The 15,244-nt window shown below is 62.2% G+C and carries 19 protein-coding genes; 18 read left to right on the top strand and 1 reads right to left on the bottom strand.

What is annotated here, in order from left to right:
- Nucleotides 1-66: 66 nt before the first annotated feature.
- The gene (gene recQ, locus R2N11_RS22070) at nucleotides 67-1,980 is read left to right on the top strand and encodes a DNA helicase RecQ (RefSeq protein ID WP_199032600.1); all 1,914 of its coding nucleotides are present in this window, start codon (nucleotides 67-69) and stop codon (nucleotides 1,978-1,980) included.
- Here recQ and R2N11_RS22065 read toward each other — a convergent pair.
- The gene (locus R2N11_RS22065; RefSeq protein WP_316682371.1) at nucleotides 1,977-2,900 is read right to left on the bottom strand and encodes a LysR family transcriptional regulator; all 924 of its coding nucleotides are present in this window, start codon (nucleotides 2,898-2,900) and stop codon (nucleotides 1,977-1,979) included. The genes recQ and R2N11_RS22065 overlap by 4 nt on opposite strands.
- Before the next feature lie 99 nt (nucleotides 2,901-2,999).
- On the opposite strand from R2N11_RS22065, the gene R2N11_RS22060 reads away from it, so the two are divergent.
- From R2N11_RS22060 to rplN, 17 genes are all read left to right on the top strand, one after another.
- Nucleotides 3,000-4,256, top strand: a complete 1,257-nt coding sequence (locus R2N11_RS22060) for an MFS transporter (RefSeq protein ID WP_316682370.1) — start codon at nucleotides 3,000-3,002, stop codon at nucleotides 4,254-4,256.
- Nucleotides 4,257-4,552: 296 nt separating this feature from the next.
- Nucleotides 4,553-4,930 (top strand): 30S ribosomal protein S12, encoded by a 378-nt coding sequence (gene rpsL, locus R2N11_RS22055; protein WP_021197587.1) that lies wholly within the window; start codon nucleotides 4,553-4,555, stop codon nucleotides 4,928-4,930.
- Nucleotides 4,931-5,116: 186 nt separating this feature from the next.
- Entirely contained in the window at nucleotides 5,117-5,587 is a 471-nt protein-coding gene (gene rpsG / locus R2N11_RS22050; RefSeq protein ID WP_004634470.1) for a 30S ribosomal protein S7, read from the top strand.
- A 114-nt stretch (nucleotides 5,588-5,701) separates the two neighbouring features.
- Nucleotides 5,702-7,828, top strand: coding sequence for an elongation factor G (gene fusA, locus R2N11_RS22045; protein ID WP_199032603.1), 2,127 nt, complete (start codon nucleotides 5,702-5,704; stop codon nucleotides 7,826-7,828).
- Nucleotides 7,829-7,909: 81 nt separating this feature from the next.
- Nucleotides 7,910-9,118 carry an elongation factor Tu gene (gene tuf, locus R2N11_RS22040; RefSeq protein ID WP_199033345.1) on the top strand — a complete coding sequence of 403 codons (1,209 nt, stop codon included), beginning with the start codon at nucleotides 7,910-7,912 and terminating at the stop codon, nucleotides 9,116-9,118.
- 106 nt (nucleotides 9,119-9,224) lie between these two features.
- Nucleotides 9,225-9,536: a 30S ribosomal protein S10 gene (gene rpsJ, locus R2N11_RS22035; RefSeq protein WP_004634473.1), complete on the top strand. Its 312-nt coding sequence runs from the start codon at nucleotides 9,225-9,227 to the stop codon at nucleotides 9,534-9,536.
- A 292-nt stretch (nucleotides 9,537-9,828) separates the two neighbouring features.
- Complete coding sequence (gene rplC, locus R2N11_RS22030) at nucleotides 9,829-10,482, top strand: 50S ribosomal protein L3 (protein WP_316682369.1); 654 nt, start codon at nucleotides 9,829-9,831, stop codon at nucleotides 10,480-10,482.
- An 11-nt stretch (nucleotides 10,483-10,493) separates the two neighbouring features.
- Nucleotides 10,494-11,114 (top strand): 50S ribosomal protein L4, encoded by a 621-nt coding sequence (gene rplD / locus R2N11_RS22025; protein ID WP_021197584.1) that lies wholly within the window; start codon nucleotides 10,494-10,496, stop codon nucleotides 11,112-11,114.
- Nucleotides 11,111-11,425, top strand: coding sequence for a 50S ribosomal protein L23 (rplW, locus tag R2N11_RS22020; RefSeq protein ID WP_039598701.1), 315 nt, complete (start codon nucleotides 11,111-11,113; stop codon nucleotides 11,423-11,425). Before rplD ends, rplW begins: the two co-directional genes overlap by 4 nt.
- A gap of 2 nt (nucleotides 11,426-11,427) precedes the next feature.
- Nucleotides 11,428-12,258 (top strand): 50S ribosomal protein L2, encoded by an 831-nt coding sequence (rplB, locus tag R2N11_RS22015; protein ID WP_199033080.1) that lies wholly within the window; start codon nucleotides 11,428-11,430, stop codon nucleotides 12,256-12,258.
- Between the two features lie 21 nt (nucleotides 12,259-12,279).
- Nucleotides 12,280-12,555 carry a 30S ribosomal protein S19 gene (gene rpsS / locus R2N11_RS22010; protein WP_004634478.1) on the top strand — a complete coding sequence of 92 codons (276 nt, stop codon included), beginning with the start codon at nucleotides 12,280-12,282 and terminating at the stop codon, nucleotides 12,553-12,555.
- 9 nt (nucleotides 12,556-12,564) lie between these two features.
- Entirely contained in the window at nucleotides 12,565-12,894 is a 330-nt protein-coding gene (gene rplV / locus R2N11_RS22005; RefSeq protein WP_003264117.1) for a 50S ribosomal protein L22, read from the top strand.
- Between the two features lie 9 nt (nucleotides 12,895-12,903).
- Nucleotides 12,904-13,704 carry a 30S ribosomal protein S3 gene (rpsC, locus tag R2N11_RS22000; protein WP_199033079.1) on the top strand — a complete coding sequence of 267 codons (801 nt, stop codon included), beginning with the start codon at nucleotides 12,904-12,906 and terminating at the stop codon, nucleotides 13,702-13,704.
- A 2-nt stretch (nucleotides 13,705-13,706) separates the two neighbouring features.
- Nucleotides 13,707-14,123 carry a 50S ribosomal protein L16 gene (gene rplP, locus R2N11_RS21995; protein ID WP_003264123.1) on the top strand — a complete coding sequence of 139 codons (417 nt, stop codon included), beginning with the start codon at nucleotides 13,707-13,709 and terminating at the stop codon, nucleotides 14,121-14,123.
- A 12-nt stretch (nucleotides 14,124-14,135) separates the two neighbouring features.
- Nucleotides 14,136-14,330, top strand: coding sequence for a 50S ribosomal protein L29 (gene rpmC / locus R2N11_RS21990; RefSeq protein WP_004634481.1), 195 nt, complete (start codon nucleotides 14,136-14,138; stop codon nucleotides 14,328-14,330).
- Nucleotides 14,327-14,596: a 30S ribosomal protein S17 gene (gene rpsQ, locus R2N11_RS21985; protein WP_021197579.1), complete on the top strand. Its 270-nt coding sequence runs from the start codon at nucleotides 14,327-14,329 to the stop codon at nucleotides 14,594-14,596. The genes rpmC and rpsQ overlap by 4 nt, the downstream gene beginning before the upstream one ends.
- A gap of 268 nt (nucleotides 14,597-14,864) precedes the next feature.
- Nucleotides 14,865-15,233, top strand: a complete 369-nt coding sequence (rplN, locus tag R2N11_RS21980; protein WP_003264129.1) for a 50S ribosomal protein L14 — start codon at nucleotides 14,865-14,867, stop codon at nucleotides 15,231-15,233.
- The last annotated feature ends 11 nt before the right edge of the window (nucleotides 15,234-15,244 follow it).

The raw sequence follows: 15,244 nt of genomic DNA, 5'->3' as shown, positions 1-15,244 counted from the left end.
CGGGGTTTGTCACAATAGCGGTTTCGCCCAGCCCGCGCGTGACACCACGTGCACTCCGCCGCCCCGATGTACGACTCTCCCGCCATAGACCACGCGCTGCAGGCGCTACCCGAAGACACCGCTGCCGCCACGCACGCCGTGCTGCACGATGTATTCGGCTACAGCGCCTTCCGCGGCCCGCAGGCAGAGATCGTCACCCACGTGGCCGACGGCGGCGATTGCCTGGTGCTGATGCCCACCGGCGGCGGCAAATCCCTCTGCTACCAGATCCCGGCGCTTGTGCGGCATCGGCGCGGGCAGGGCGCGGGCATTGTCGTCTCGCCGCTGATCGCGCTGATGCAGGACCAGGTGGCCGCGCTGGAAGAGGCCGGCGTGCGCGCCGCGTACCTCAACTCCGCGCTCACCGGCGCCGAGGCCGCGCAGGTCGAGCGCGATCTGGCGGCGGGGCGGCTCGACCTCGTCTACGTCGCGCCCGAGCGGTTGATGACGCCGCGTTTTCTCGATCTGCTGGAGCGCTCCCGCATCGGCCTGTTCGCCATCGACGAGGCGCACTGCGTGTCGCAGTGGGGGCACGATTTCCGGCCCGAGTACATCCAGCTCTCCGTGCTGCACGAGCGCTTTCCGCACGTGCCACGCATTGCGCTTACCGCCACGGCGGATGCCGTTACGCGCGACGAAATTGTCGAGCGGCTGGCGCTCACCGACGCACGCGTCTTCCTCTCCAGCTTCGACCGCCCGAACATCCGCTACACCATCGTCGAGAAGGACAGCGCGCGACAGCAACTGCTGCGCTTCATCCGCGCCGAGCACATGGATGGCGATACCAGCGATGCAGGCATCGTCTACTGCCTATCGCGCAAGAAAGTGGAAGAAACCGCGCAGTGGCTGGCCGAGCAGGGCCTGCGCGCGCTGCCATATCACGCCGGGATGGACGCCGACGTGCGCGCCCGCCATCAGGCCATCTTCCGCAAGGAGGAGGGTGTTGTGATGGTGGCGACCATCGCCTTCGGCATGGGGATCGACAAACCGGACGTGCGCTTTGTCGCGCATCTGGATTTGCCCAAGAGCCTGGAGGGCTACTACCAGGAAACCGGCCGTGCCGGCCGCGACGGCATGCCTGCCAATGCGTGGATGGCCTACGGCCTGGCCGACGTGGTGCAGCAGCGGCGCATGATCGACGAGTCCGAGGCGGACGACGTGCACAAACGCGTCTCCACCGCCAAGCTCGACGCGCTGCTTGGTCTGTGCGAAGCCGCCACGTGCCGCCGCGTGGCGCTGCTCGCCTACTTTGGCGAGAGCAGCCAGCCGTGCGGCAACTGCGATACGTGTCTGACGCCGCCGCAAACCTGGGATGCCACGCGCGAGGCGCAGATGGCGCTGTCCTGCGCCTACCGCGTGCAGCAGGCCAGTCGCGTGAGCTTTGGTGCAGGCCAGCTCATCGATATCCTGCGTGGCAACGCCACCGAGCGCATCAAGCAGTGGCACCACGAAACACTGTCCACCTTCGGCATCGGCAGCGAGCTGTCGGAGCCGGCGTGGCGCAGCGTTTTCCGCCAGTTGGTCGCGCAGGGTTTGTTTGCCGTCGACCACGGCGGTCACGGCGCACTGATCCTGACCGATGCGGCGCGCCCCGTGCTCAAGGGGCAGCAGTCCGTGATCCTGCGGCGTCAGGCGGAGAAGGTGCGTGGCGCATCGTCATCGTCGGCCAAGAAGGAGCGCCGCGCCGATCCGGCCGCCGATCTCTCCGACGACGCGCAGGCGCGCTGGCAGGCGCTGCGTGCCTGGCGCGCCCAGATGGCACGCGAACACAGCGTGCCGGCGTACGTGATCTTCCACGACAGCACGCTCGCCCGCATTGCCGAGACCGATCCGGACTCGCGCGAGGCGCTGGGGGAGTTGCCGGGCATCGGCATGGCCAAGCTGGACCGCTACGGCCAGGCGTTGCTCGACGTGCTGGAGAAATGCCGCGAGCAGGCCTAGGCAGTCAGTGTTGGCAGTGGCCCCATCACGCCGGTACGTGTCAGGTGCTCGCCCAGGAAGTCAACAAACGCACGCACCTTTGGCAGCAGATGCACGCGCTGCGTGAACACAGCATGCAGCGGCACCTCGCGCGCGGTGTAGTTGGTCAGCACCGCCTGTAGACGCCCAGCCGCAATATCCTCGCGCACCAGATACGCAGGCCCCAGCGATATCCCCAACCCCGAGCGCGCCGCTTCGCGCAGCACGAGGCTGTTGTTGGCCAGCATGGAGCCGCTCACGTGCGCAATGTGGCGCTGGCCGGTTGGGTCGGCCAACACCCAGTCGTACGGCCCGTCGTAATTGGCGTAGACGAGGCAGTTGTGCTCACGCAGATCGTCCGGCGTTTGCGGGATGCCGCGCTGGCGAAAGTACGACGGCGCGCCATAGATGGCATGCGCGCAACTCGCCAGCCGCCGCGCCACGAGCGATGAATCCTCCAGCATGCCAATGCGGATCGCTACGTCGATGCGCCCCGCCACCAGATCGGCGTAGCGGTCGTTCATGTCCAGATCGATCTGCACGGCGGGATAGCGCGCCTGGAACGCGCCCAGCAGCGGCGCCAGCAGCGTCACCGCAAACGACGCCGGCGCCGACACCCGCAGCGTGCCGCGGGCCTCGTCGCGCAGGGAGGTCACGGCGTGTTCGGCGGCATCCACCAGCGCCAGGCCCTCACGGCTTTTTTCGAAGAAGGCCGCACCGGCTTCGGTGAGTGACAGGCGCCGCGTCGTCCGCTGCAGCAGGCGCGTTTCTAGCCGTGCCTCCAGCCGCGCCAGCGCCTTGCTGATGACCCCGCGCGATACGCCCATCGCATCGGACGCGGCTGACAGGCTGCCGCACTCCACCACCCGTACAAAGATCACCACGTCAGAGAGCCGGTCCATATTTGCGCGTTTCTGGAAACAATATGACGCCAGAGGCTATCTTAATCTGCGCGAATTGGCTGGCTACGATGAGGCGTCTCGACCTTTCTTCCTGCCATCATGACGACAGAAGCCCCCAACGTTGCCGTGTCTCATCCCCCCGCTGATCGCTTGCCGCGTGGCGCGACGCCATTGTTCGCTGCTGCGGTGGGGCTCATCGTCGTCAACCTGTTCGGCATCCAGCCGCTCGTCGCCGAGATCGCCGCCAGCATCGGCTGGACCACGGCGGCCACCGGGCTGCTGGTGACTGCCACGCTGGTCGGTTACGGCATCGGCCTGTTGCTGCTCATGCCGATGACCGATCTGCTGGACAACCGCAAGCTCGCCTCGCGCACGCTGTGGGGCGCGGTCGCGTCGCTCGCGCTGACCACCGTGGCGCATAGCGGGCAGGTGCTGATGCTGGCCGCGTTTGCCATCGGGCTGTCGTCAACCGTCATCCAGATGTTGATCGCCCTGGCGGGGCGTTTGGCGGCCGACCACCGACGCGGGCGTGTGCTCGGCGACATCATGATCGGCCTGAATCTGGGCATCCTGCTGTCGCGTCCTGCAGCCAGCCTGATTGCGGCGCAATGGGGTTGGCGCGCGTTCTATGGCGCGTCGGCGGTGGCGATTGCTGTGCTGGCGATGGTCCTGCCGCGCGTCATGCCGACCTTTGCGCCGCCGCGCACGCAGTCGTACGGCGCGCTGCTGGGCTCGTATGGCCGCTTGCTTCGCGGTGAGCCGTTGCTGCGCCGGCGGGCCGCCACCCAGGCATTGTTGATGGCCGCTTTTACGTTGTTTTGGACAGCCGTGGCGCTGCGGCTGGCGGCAGCGCCGTTCCATCTGTCGCAAAACGGGATCGGCATGTTCGCGCTGTGTGGGGCGGCGGGTGTCGTGGCCGCGCCCGTTGCGGGGCGGCTGGCAGATCGCGGCTTGGTACGTTTCGGCACGCTGCTCGCGCACGGCAGTGCAGCGACCGGTCTGTTGCTGGCGCTGGCCTCGGCGCTGGTGCCGGGCTTGAGCGTTCCCGCCATGCTGGCCATGCTGGTGATCGCTGCGCTGCTGTTGGATTTTGGTGCCATTGGTGACCAGGCACTCGGTCGCTACATGGTCAACACGCTGTCCCCGGAAATCCGTGGGCGTGTGAATGGCTTGTACACCGGCGCGTTTTTCTTTGGCGCGGCGGCGGGCGGTGGTTTGGCAGGAGTGGCCTGGGCGCGTGCCGGTTGGATCGGCGTTTCGGTGCTTGCGCTGGGGTTTGTGTCGGCGGCAGCACTTGTCTTTCTCTGGCCCGGTGCGGCCCCGCGTGCCATCGGCGCCACACCGCGCGGTTGCTGACTCACGCCACGCGTCGCCAGACTGGCGGCGCGCTTGACGCTTGCAGAACACCCCGCTATAGTGCCAGATTCGAGTTTTTGGCTTCTGGCTTCGCACGTCCATGCCCGGCAAAGCGCTGTGCAAGGCATCTGAACCAGACGGGCTCGCGCTCTTTGGTCTCGATCTGTTCCCGCAGGTCCTCTCTCTAGAGCGTTCTGCTCGCCACTTCCAAAACCCGATTGCGCCGATTGCCTCACATGTGAGGCTGCCACGTCATGTGGTCCGGCGATTTTTCAAAAACCAAGCTGGATTGAACAATGCCAACTATCAATCAATTGGTTCGCAAGCCCCGCGTCTCTGAAAAGCTGAAGAGCAAGAGCCCGGCGCTTGAGAACTGCCCGCAGCGTCGCGGCGTGTGCACCCGCGTGTACACCACGACGCCGAAGAAGCCGAACTCGGCACTGCGTAAAGTCGCCAAGGTGCGTCTGACCAACGGTTTCGAAGTCATTTCGTACATCGGCGGTGAAGGCCACAACCTGCAAGAGCACAGCGTCGTGCTGATCCGCGGCGGCCGTGTGAAGGACTTGCCGGGTGTGCGTTACCACATCGTGCGCGGCTCCCTTGACCTGCAAGGCGTCAAGGACCGTAAGCAAGCGCGTTCGAAGTACGGTGCGAAGCGCCCGAAGAAGGCCTAAGTCGTCAGTGAGATCGGCCCGCGTTTGCGGTCACGGTCTTGTCATGAGCAGGCGGTACAACGGTGCGTTTTTTGACCGCACTGGCACCGTCGAGTAAGTGGTCACCCGGCTCAGATTGTTGGAAGACAAGCTAGTTGGTGGCCGGAGAACCGAAGCGGTTCTCAACTGAACAGAGAAGGAAAGAAGATGCCACGTCGTCGTGAAGTCCCCAAGCGGGAAATTCTGCCGGACCCGAAGTTCGGCAATGTGGAAGTCGCCAAGTTCATGAACGTCCTGATGCTGGACGGCAAGAAGTCGGTGGCTGAGCGCATCGTTTATGGTGCGTTCGACCAGATCGAGAAGAAAGCAGGCAAGGCGCCCATCGAGGTGTTCACGCTGGCAATCGGCAACATCAAGCCGGTGGTCGAAGTGAAGAGCCGCCGTGTTGGTGGCGCCAACTATCAGGTGCCGGTCGAAGTCCGGCCGTCGCGTCGTCTGGCATTGGCGATGCGTTGGCTGCGGGAAGCTGCGAAGAAGCGCAGCGAGAAGTCGATGGCCCTGCGTCTGGCTGGTGAACTGCTCGAGGCCTCGGAAGGCCGCGGCGGCGCCATGAAGAAGCGCGACGAAGTGCACCGTATGGCAGAAGCCAACAAGGCGTTCTCGCACTTCCGCTTCTAAGCGACTCACGCACGTTGTTGGTTGCTGGGCGGGCTGTGTGCGCACATCTCGCCCATTTGTATTAGGGGCGCTTGCTATCCGGCAGCGCCCCGTTGACGAATCTGAGGATTAACCGTGGCTCGTAAGACCCCCATTGAGCGCTACCGTAACATCGGTATTTCCGCTCACATCGACGCCGGCAAGACCACCACGACCGAGCGGATCCTGTTCTACACCGGTGTGAACCACAAGATCGGTGAAGTGCATGATGGCGCCGCCACCATGGACTGGATGGAGCAGGAGCAAGAGCGCGGCATTACCATCACCTCGGCTGCTACCACCGCCTTCTGGAAGGGCATGGGCGGCAACTACCCCGAGCACCGCTTCAACATCATCGACACCCCGGGCCACGTGGACTTCACCATCGAGGTGGAGCGTTCCATGCGTGTGCTGGACGGCGCGTGCATGGTGTACTGCGCAGTGGGTGGCGTGCAGCCGCAGTCGGAAACCGTCTGGCGTCAGGCCAACAAGTACAAGGTGCCCCGTCTGGCGTTCGTCAACAAGATGGACCGTACCGGCGCGAACTTCTTCAAGGTCTACGACCAGCTGAAGACCCGCCTGAAGGCCAACCCGGTACCCGTGGTGGTGCCGATCGGTGCTGAAGACGGCTTCCAAGGCGTCGTCGATCTGCTGGAAATGAAGGCGATCATTTGGGACGAAGCCAGCCAAGGCGTGAAGTTTGAGTACCAGGACATCCCGGCCAATCTGGTGGACGTTGCCAACGAATGGCGCGAGAAGATGGTCGAGTCGGCTGCTGAAGCCAGCGAAGCCCTGATGGAAAAGTACCTGGGCGGCGAAGAGCTGACCCGTGCTGAGATCGTCAAGGCGCTGCGCGACCGTACCATCGCCTGCGAAATCCAGCCGATGCTGTGCGGCACCGCGTTCAAGAACAAGGGCGTGCAGCGCATGCTCGACGCCGTGATCGACTTCCTGCCGTCGCCGGTCGACATTCCGCCGGTCCAGGGCACCGACGAAAGCGACAACGAGAAGAAGCTCGAGCGCAAGGCTGATGACAACGAAAAGTTCTCGGCACTGGCGTTCAAGATCATGACCGACCCGTTCGTTGGTCAGCTGATCTTCTTCCGCGTCTACTCGGGCAAGATCAATTCGGGCGACACCGTGTACAACCCGGTGAAGCAGAAGAAGGAGCGTCTGGGCCGTATTCTGCAGATGCACGCCAACCAGCGCGAAGAAATCAAGGAAGTGCTGGCTGGTGACATCGCCGCTGCAGTGGGTCTGAAGGACGCCACCACGGGCGACACGCTGTGCGATCCGGCTGCCCCGATCGTGCTCGAGCGCATGGTGTTCCCGGAGCCGGTGATCTCGCAGGCTGTCGAGCCGAAGACCAAGGCTGACCAGGAAAAGATGGGTATCGCCCTGAACCGCCTGGCCGCTGAAGATCCGTCGTTCCGCGTACGTACCGATGAAGAATCGGGTCAGACCATCATTTCGGGTATGGGCGAGCTCCACCTCGAAATTCTGGTTGACCGTATGAAGCGCGAATTCGGTGTGGAAGCCAACATTGGCGCCCCGCAAGTTGCCTACCGCGAAACCATCCGTAAGAAGGTTGAAGACGTCGAAGGCAAGTTCGTCAAGCAGTCGGGCGGCCGCGGTCAGTACGGTCACGCTGTGATCACGCTGGAACCGGCTGACGACGAGGCGAAGAAGGCTGGCAAGAACTTCGAATTCGTCGACGCCATCAAGGGCGGTGTGATTCCTCGCGAATACATCCCGGCGGTCGAGAAGGGTATCGTCGACACGCTGCCGGCCGGTATTCTGGCTGGCTTCCCGGTGGTGGACGTGAAGGTCACGCTGACGTTCGGTTCGTACCACGACGTGGACTCGAACGAAAACGCGTTCCGCATGGCCGGCTCGATGGCGTTCAAGGAAGCCATGCGCCGCGCTACCCCGGTTCTGCTTGAGCCGATGATGGCTGTGGAAGTGGAAACGCCGGAAGACTACACGGGTACCGTGATGGGCGACTTGTCGTCCCGCCGCGGCATCGTGCAGGGCATGGACGACATGGTGGGCGGCGGCAAGATCATCAAGGCCGAAGTCCCGCTGTCGGAAATGTTCGGTTATTCGACGTCGCTGCGCTCGCAAACGCAAGGCCGCGCCACGTACACCATGGAATTCAAGCAATACGCTGAGGCACCGAAGAACATTGCCGAAGCTGTGATGGCTGCCAAGGGTACGAAGTAATCAACGTGTTTTGGGCGACGCGCACGAGCGTCGCCCACATCTAAATCTAGCAATTAGCCAATTCCGAATTGAGGAGCTGACATGGCAAAGGAAAAGTTCGAGCGGACCAAGCCGCACGTGAACGTTGGGACGATTGGTCACGTTGACCACGGCAAGACGACGCTGACCGCGGCGATCGCCACCGTGCTGTCCGCCAAGTTTGGTGGCGAAGCGAAGAAGTACGACGAAATCGACGCAGCGCCGGAAGAAAAGGCACGCGGCATCACGATCAACACCGCGCACATCGAGTACGAAACGGCCAACCGCCACTACGCACACGTTGACTGCCCGGGCCACGCCGACTACGTCAAGAACATGATTACCGGTGCCGCCCAGATGGACGGCGCAATCCTGGTGTGCTCGGCCGCTGACGGCCCGATGCCGCAAACGCGTGAGCACATCCTGCTGGCCCGTCAGGTTGGCGTGCCGTACATCATCGTCTTCCTGAACAAGTGCGACATGGTGGACGACGCTGAGCTGCTGGAGCTGGTCGAGATGGAAGTGCGCGAACTTCTGTCGAAGTACGACTTCCCGGGCGACGACACCCCGATCATCAAGGGTTCGGCCAAGCTGGCGCTGGAAGGCGACAAGGGCGAGCTGGGCGAAGTGGCCATCATGAACCTGGCCGACGCACTGGACACCTACATCCCGACGCCGGAGCGCGCTGTTGACGGTACGTTCCTGATGCCGGTGGAAGACGTGTTCTCGATCTCGGGTCGCGGCACCGTGGTGACCGGCCGTATCGAGCGTGGCGTGATCAAGGTCGGCGAAGAAATCGAAATCGTCGGTATCGCCATGGACGGCGACAAGCCGAAGATCGACAAGACGACCTGCACGGGCGTGGAAATGTTCCGCAAGCTGCTCGACCAAGGTCAGGCAGGCGACAACGTCGGTATTCTGCTGCGCGGCACGAAGCGCGAAGACGTTCAGCGCGGCCAAGTGCTGGCCAAGCCGGGCTCGATCAAGCCGCACACGGAATTCACGGGCGAGGTCTACATCCTGTCGAAGGACGAAGGTGGTCGTCACACCCCGTTCTTCAACAACTACCGCCCGCAGTTCTACTTCCGTACGACGGACGTGACTGGCTCGATCGCCCTGCCGGAAGGCAAGGAAATGGTCATGCCGGGCGACAACGTGTCGATCACCGTCAAGCTGATCGCCCCGATCGCCATGGAAGAAGGCCTGCGCTTCGCTATCCGTGAAGGCGGCCGTACCGTTGGCGCTGGCGTCGTTGCCAAGATCATCAAGTAAAAGCGGATCGATGCGCTGCTCCCCGTAACGGGCGCGGCGCATCGCCTGTTGCATCGCTCTTTCAATCTACCGGCGGCCCGGCCGCCATGCTCTTTAAGGAAACATCATGCAGAACCAGAAGATCCGTATCCGCCTGAAGGCTTTCGACTATCGCCTGATCGACCAGTCGGCCGCTGAAATCGTTGAAACCGCCAAGCGCACCGGCGCGATCGTCAAGGGCCCGGTGCCCCTGCCGACCCGCATCCAGCGTTTCGACGTTCTGCGTTCGCCGCACGTCAACAAGACCAGCCGTGACCAGTTCGAAATCCGCACGCACCAACGCCTGATGGACATCGTCGACCCGACGGACAAGACTGTTGACGCGCTGATGAAGCTGGACCTGCCGGCTGGCGTGGACGTCGAGATCAAGCTGCAGTAAGAGTAAGCAAGACAACGCTGCCGGATCACTCCGGTAACGGGCAAACGGCGAGCCAAGTGCTCGCCGTTTCGCTTTTTGGCGCTGGATGTTGCGCTGCGCACGACGCCCGGGCGCGTATTCGGTAATCGCGCTTGCAGATTGTTTGTGAGCGGGATATAGTGTAGGGCTACCCCTTTAGTCAAGGGGAGTGGGCTGGCCATTTGGCCTCGCGCTGTCTCTTTAGGCGCAGTCCAGTTCAAGATTCGTAGTATCAATCAGCCCCGGCCAATCGCAGCTGGGAATGGAGCAAACCATGAGCCTTGGCCTTGTAGGTCGCAAGGTTGGCATGACCCGTATTTTCACGGACGACGGCGATTCGATTCCCGTCACCGTGCTCGAGGTCGGCGACAACCGCGTGACGCAAATCAAGACGGACGAGACCGACGGTTATACCGCGGTTCAAGTCACCTTCGGCACCCGACGCGCCAGCCGCGTCACCAAGCCGCTGGCGGGTCATCTCGCCAAAGCCGGCGTGGAAGCGGGCGAAGTTATCAAAGAATTCCGAGTGGATGCCGTTCGTGCCGCTGAATTCCAGCCCGGCGCGAACATCAGCGTCGACCTGTTCGAAGTCGGTCAAAAGATCGACGTCCAGGGTGTGACGATTGGTAAGGGCTACGCCGGTACCATCAAGCGTTACAACTTCTCGTCGGGCCGCGCCACGCACGGTAACTCGCGTTCGCACAACGTGCCAGGCTCGATCGGTATGGCGCAGGATCCGGGCCGCGTGTTCCCGGGTAAGCGCATGACCGGTCACATGGGTGACGTCACCCGTACTGTCCAGAACCTGGAAATCGCCAAGATCGACGCAGAGCGCAAGCTGCTGCTGGTCAAGGGTGCAATCCCGGGCGCCAAGGGCGGTCAAGTCATCGTCACGCCGGCCGTGAAGGCTCGCGTCAAGAAGGCATAAGGAGCAAACGCATGGAACTGAAGCTGCTCCAGGACAACGGTCAACTCGGCGCTGGCGTTGCTGCCTCGCCGGAAGTGTTCGGCCGTGACTATAACGAAGCCCTCGTTCACCAGATCGTCGTCGCTTACCAGGCCAACGCTCGCAGCGGTAACCGTAAGCAGAAGGATCGTGAAGAGGTCAAGCACACGACCAAGAAGCCGTGGCGCCAAAAGGGTACGGGCCGCGCTCGTGCAGGTATGAGCTCCTCCCCGCTGTGGCGCGGGGGTGGTCGTATCTTCCCGAATAGCCCGGAAGAAAACTTCTCGCAGAAGGTCAACAAGAAGATGTACCGCGCCGGCATGCGCTCGATTTATTCGCAGCTTGCCCGTGAAGGTCGCATCAACGTCGTTGACAGCCTGTCCGTCGAAGCGCCCAAGACCAAGCTGCTGGCCGACAAGCTCGGCGCCATGGGCCTGGATTCGGTGCTCGTGATTACCGATAACCTGGACGAAAACCTCTTCCTGGCATCGCGCAACCTGGCGCACGTGCTCGTGGTTGAGCCGCGTCACGCTGACCCCCTGTCGCTCGTGCACTACAAGAAGGTGCTCGTGACGAAGGGTGCCGTCGCGCAGATCGAGGAGTTGCTGAAATGACGCAAGTTGCCAAGAACGACCATCGCCTGATGCAGGTGCTGCTGGCGCCCGTGGTGTCTGAAAAGGCAACGCTGGTGGCCGAGAAGAACGAACAGGTCGTGTTCGAAGTGGCTCCCGACGCCAACAAGATCGAAGTGAAGGCTGCCGTTGAACTGCTGTTCAAGGTGGAAGTCGCTTCCGTTCAGATCCTGAACCGCAAGGGCAAGCAAAAGCGCTTCGGTCGCTTCATGGGTCGTCGTAACCACGTGAAGATGGCCTATGTCTCGCTCAAGCCGGGCCAGGAAATCAATTTTGAAGCGGAGGCCAAGTAATCATGGCACTCGTTAAGACCAAGCCGACATCGCCGGGCCGCCGCTCGATGGTGAAGGTCGTCAACCCCGACCTTCACAAGGGTGCGCCGCACGCTCCGCTGCTGGAAAAGCAATTCCAGAAGTCGGGTCGTAACAACAACGGCCACATCACCACGCGCCATAAGGGCGGTGGTCACAAGCATCACTATCGCGTCGTCGACTTCAAGCGTAACGATAAGGACGGTATCCCGGCCAAGATCGAGCGCCTGGAATACGACCCGAACCGTAGCGCCAACATCGCGCTCGTGCTGTTCGCTGATGGCGAGCGCCGCTACATCATCGCCCCGAAGGGCGCTGTGGTTGGCCAAGCTATCGCCAACGGCTCGGAAGCGCCGATCAAGGCCGGTAACAACCTGCCGATCCGCAACATTCCGGTCGGTACGACGATCCACTGCGTGGAAATCCTGCCGGGCAAGGGTGCTCAAGTTGCCCGTTCGGCTGGTACGTCCGCCGTGCTGCTGGCTCGCGAAGGCATCTACGCTCAAGTGCGTCTGCGCTCGGGTGAAGTGCGCCGCGTGCACATCGAGTGCCGCGCGACCATCGGTGAAGTCGGCAACGAAGAGCACAGCCTGCGCCAGATCGGCAAGGCCGGTGCAACACGTTGGCGCGGTATTCGCCCGACCGTTCGCGGTGTGGTGATGAACCCGGTCGATCACCCGCATGGTGGTGGTGAAGGTAAGACTGCTGCTGGCCGTGATCCGGTGTCCCCGTGGGGTACGCCGACCAAGGGCTACCGCACCCGTCGTAACAAGCGCACGGACAGCATGATCGTTCAGCGCCGTCACAAGCGTTAATCGGTAGGTAGGAGCTTAGATATGACTCGTTCCGTAAAAAAGGGTCCTTTCATTGACGCCCACCTGCTGAAAAAGGTTGAGGCGGCAGTGCAAACGAAGGACAAGAAGCCCATTAAGACCTGGTCGCGTCGTTCGACCATTCTGCCGGACTTCATCGGCTTGACGATCGCCGTTCACAACGGCCGTCAGCACGTGCCCGTGTATGTCACGGAAAACATGGTTGGCCACAAGCTCGGCGAATTTGCGCTCACGCGTACGTTCAAGGGCCACGCTGCCGACAAGAAAGCGAAGCGATAAGGGGCAATCATGGAAGTTAAAGCGATTCATCGCGGCGCCCGTATCTCCGCACAGAAGACGCGTCTGGTTGCTGACCAGATCCGTGGTCTGCCGATCGAGCGCGCGCTCAACGTTCTGACGTTCAGCCCGAAGAAGGCGGCTGGCATCGTGAAGAAGGTGGTTGAGTCCGCCATCGCGAACGCGGAGCACAACGAAGGCGCCGATATCGACGAGCTGAAGGTCAAGTCGATCTACATCGACAAGGCAACGTCGCTCAAGCGCTTCACCGCGCGTGCGAAGGGCCGTGGCAACCGCATCGAGAAACAAACCTGTCACATCACTGTGACGCTGGGCAACTAAGGGGTCACGATGGGACAGAAGATTCATCCGACTGGCTTCCGTCTGGCTGTCAGCCGTAACTGGGCTTCGCGTTGGTACGCGAACAACACCCAGTTTGCGGGCATGCTCAAGGAAGACATCGAAGTTCGCGAGTTTCTGAAGAAGAAGCTGAAGAACGCTTCGGTGGGCCGCGTGGTCATCGAGCGTCCGGCCAAGAATGCACGTATCACCATTTACAGCTCGCGTCCGGGCGTGGTGATCGGCAAGAAGGGCGAGGACATCGAACTGCTGAAGGCTGAACTGCAGCGACGCATGGGCGTGCCCGTGCACGTGAACATCGAAGAAATCCGCAAGCCGGAAGTCGATGCTCAGCTGATCGCCGATTCGATCACGCAGCAGCTCGAGCGCCGCATCATGTTCCGCCGCGCCATGAAGCGTGCGATGCAGAACGCAATGCGTCTGGGTGCCCAGGGCATCAAGATCATGAGCTCGGGCCGTCTGAACGGCATCGAAATTGCCCGTACCGAGTGGTACCGCGAAGGCCGTGTGCCCCTGCACACGCTGCGCGCCGATATTGACTACGGCTTCTCCGAAGCGGAAACCACCTACGGCATCATCGGTGTCAAGGTGTGGGTGTACAAGGGCGACCACCTGGGTCGCAACGATGCGCCCGTCGTGGAAGAGCCGAAGGAAGACGAGCGCCGCCGCCGTCCGGGTCGCCCGGAAGGTCGCCGCCGTGAGGGTGAAGGTCGCCCGTCCGGTCAGCGCCGCGGTGCTGGTGCAGGTGCTCCTCGCCGTAGCGGTGGCGCCGACGCCAAGACTGGAGAATAAACATGCTGCAACCTAAGCGCAGGAAGTACCGCAAGGAGCAGAAGGGCCGTAACACCGGTATCGCCACGCGCGGTAACGCGGTTTCGTTCGGCGAATTCGGCCTGAAGGCGATGGGCCGTGGCCGTCTGACCGCCCGTCAGATCGAGTCCGCCCGTCGTGCGATGACCCGTCACATCAAGCGTGGCGGCCGTATCTGGATCCGGATTTTCCCGGACAAGCCGATTTCGAAGAAGCCTGCCGAAGTCCGTATGGGTAACGGTAAGGGCAACCCGGAGTACTACGTGGCTGAAATTCAGCCGGGCAAGATGCTGTACGAAATGGACGGCGTCGGCGAAGAACTGGCACGCGAGGCTTTCCGCCTGGCTGCTGCCAAGCTGCCGATCGCGACCAGCTTCGTGGTGCGTCAGGTCGGAACGTAAGGAGCACACACCATGAAAGCATCCGAACTGCGCGACAAAGATGTCGCAGGGCTGAACCAGGAGCTCTCCGAGCTGCTGAAGGCTCAATTTGGCCTGCGCATGCAAAAGGCGACGCAACAGCTGCAGAACACCAGCCAGCTGAAGAAGGTGCGTCGTGACATCGCGCGTGTCCGCACCGTGCTGGGCCAGAAGGGGAACCAGAAATGACTGAAGCAGCAACGTCCCTGAAGCGCACGCTCGTCGGTCGCGTTGTCAGCAACAAGATGGACAAGACCGTGACGGTCCTGGTCGAAAACCGCGTCAAGCATCCGCTGTACGGCAAGTACGTAGTGCGCTCGAAGAAGTACCATGCGCATGACGAAGCCAACCAGTACAACGAAGGCGACAAGGTTGAGATCACGGAATCGCGTCCGATCTCGCGCACCAAGTCGTGGGTGGTGTCGCGCCTGCTTGAAGCTGCACGCGTGATCTAAAACAACAGCTGAGTAGTTTGCTGTTGCAAGACCGAGATTATGTGATATAGTCTCGGTCTTTCCCTTTGAGAGGGTTGCTGCCGGTTCGGCTAGTGGCTCGGGCAAAGAGAAGAGTGAATGGGTCTGGTGGCACTCGCTGCCAGGCAGCTACCGACTTCAAGTTGATCAACCCAATCGCGGTTGGCGCAATGCCAGCGGCCGGCGGGACCAAGACTGATCGCCTCTGTGCATTGTGCGTAAAGGCGAATTAAGTTGGGACGAGAACACCATGATTCAGACAGAAAGCCGGCTCGAAGTGGCCGATAACACGGGTGCGCGTGAAGTCATGTGCATCAAGGTGCTGGGCGGTTCGAAGCGCCGCTACGCCAGCGTCGGCGACATCATCAAGGTCAGCGTCAAGGATGCTGCTCCGCGTGGTCGCGTGAAGAAGGGCGATATCTACAACGCTGTGGTGGTGCGTACCGCCAAGGGCGTGCGCCGTCCTGACGGCTCGCTCATCAAGTTCGACGGCAATGCCGCCGTGCTGCTGAACACCAAGCTTGAGCCGATCGGCACCCGTATCTTCGGACCGGTCACTCGCGAACTCCGTACCGAGCGCTTCATGAAGATCGTGTCGCTCGCGCCGGAAGTGCTGTAATCGGAGGCCGC

It is taken from the genome of Ralstonia flaminis (assembly GCF_958415495.1).
Lineage (GTDB): Bacteria > Pseudomonadota > Gammaproteobacteria > Burkholderiales > Burkholderiaceae > Ralstonia > Ralstonia flaminis.
The sequence above is the reverse complement of the archived record's forward strand: the minus strand, read 5'-3'. Positions and strand labels throughout refer to the sequence as shown.

Bases quoted from the DNA above. Each gene is read 5' to 3' on its own strand.
- rplP (WP_003264123.1), top strand. From the start codon at position 13,707: ATGCTGCAACCTAAGCGCAGGAAGTACCGCAAGGAGCAGAAGGGCCGT.
- rpsL (WP_021197587.1), top strand. From the start codon at position 4,553: ATGCCAACTATCAATCAATTGGTTCGCAAGCCCCGCGTCTCTGAAAAG.
- rplV (WP_003264117.1), top strand. From the start codon at position 12,565: ATGGAAGTTAAAGCGATTCATCGCGGCGCCCGTATCTCCGCACAGAAG.
- rplN (WP_003264129.1), top strand. From the start codon at position 14,865: ATGATTCAGACAGAAAGCCGGCTCGAAGTGGCCGATAACACGGGTGCG.
- tuf (WP_199033345.1), top strand. From the start codon at position 7,910: ATGGCAAAGGAAAAGTTCGAGCGGACCAAGCCGCACGTGAACGTTGGG.
- rplC (WP_316682369.1), top strand. From the start codon at position 9,829: ATGAGCCTTGGCCTTGTAGGTCGCAAGGTTGGCATGACCCGTATTTTC.
- rplW (WP_039598701.1), top strand. From the start codon at position 11,111: ATGACGCAAGTTGCCAAGAACGACCATCGCCTGATGCAGGTGCTGCTG.
- rplB (WP_199033080.1), top strand. From the start codon at position 11,428: ATGGCACTCGTTAAGACCAAGCCGACATCGCCGGGCCGCCGCTCGATG.
- rpmC (WP_004634481.1), top strand. From the start codon at position 14,136: ATGAAAGCATCCGAACTGCGCGACAAAGATGTCGCAGGGCTGAACCAG.
- rpsQ (WP_021197579.1), top strand. From the start codon at position 14,327: ATGACTGAAGCAGCAACGTCCCTGAAGCGCACGCTCGTCGGTCGCGTT.
- R2N11_RS22060 (WP_316682370.1), top strand. From the start codon at position 3,000: ATGACGACAGAAGCCCCCAACGTTGCCGTGTCTCATCCCCCCGCTGAT.
- rpsG (WP_004634470.1), top strand. From the start codon at position 5,117: ATGCCACGTCGTCGTGAAGTCCCCAAGCGGGAAATTCTGCCGGACCCG.
- rplD (WP_021197584.1), top strand. From the start codon at position 10,494: ATGGAACTGAAGCTGCTCCAGGACAACGGTCAACTCGGCGCTGGCGTT.
- R2N11_RS22065 (WP_316682371.1), bottom strand. From the start codon at position 2,900: ATGGACCGGCTCTCTGACGTGGTGATCTTTGTACGGGTGGTGGAGTGC.
- recQ (WP_199032600.1), top strand. From the start codon at position 67: ATGTACGACTCTCCCGCCATAGACCACGCGCTGCAGGCGCTACCCGAA.
- rpsS (WP_004634478.1), top strand. From the start codon at position 12,280: ATGACTCGTTCCGTAAAAAAGGGTCCTTTCATTGACGCCCACCTGCTG.
- rpsJ (WP_004634473.1), top strand. From the start codon at position 9,225: ATGCAGAACCAGAAGATCCGTATCCGCCTGAAGGCTTTCGACTATCGC.
- rpsC (WP_199033079.1), top strand. From the start codon at position 12,904: ATGGGACAGAAGATTCATCCGACTGGCTTCCGTCTGGCTGTCAGCCGT.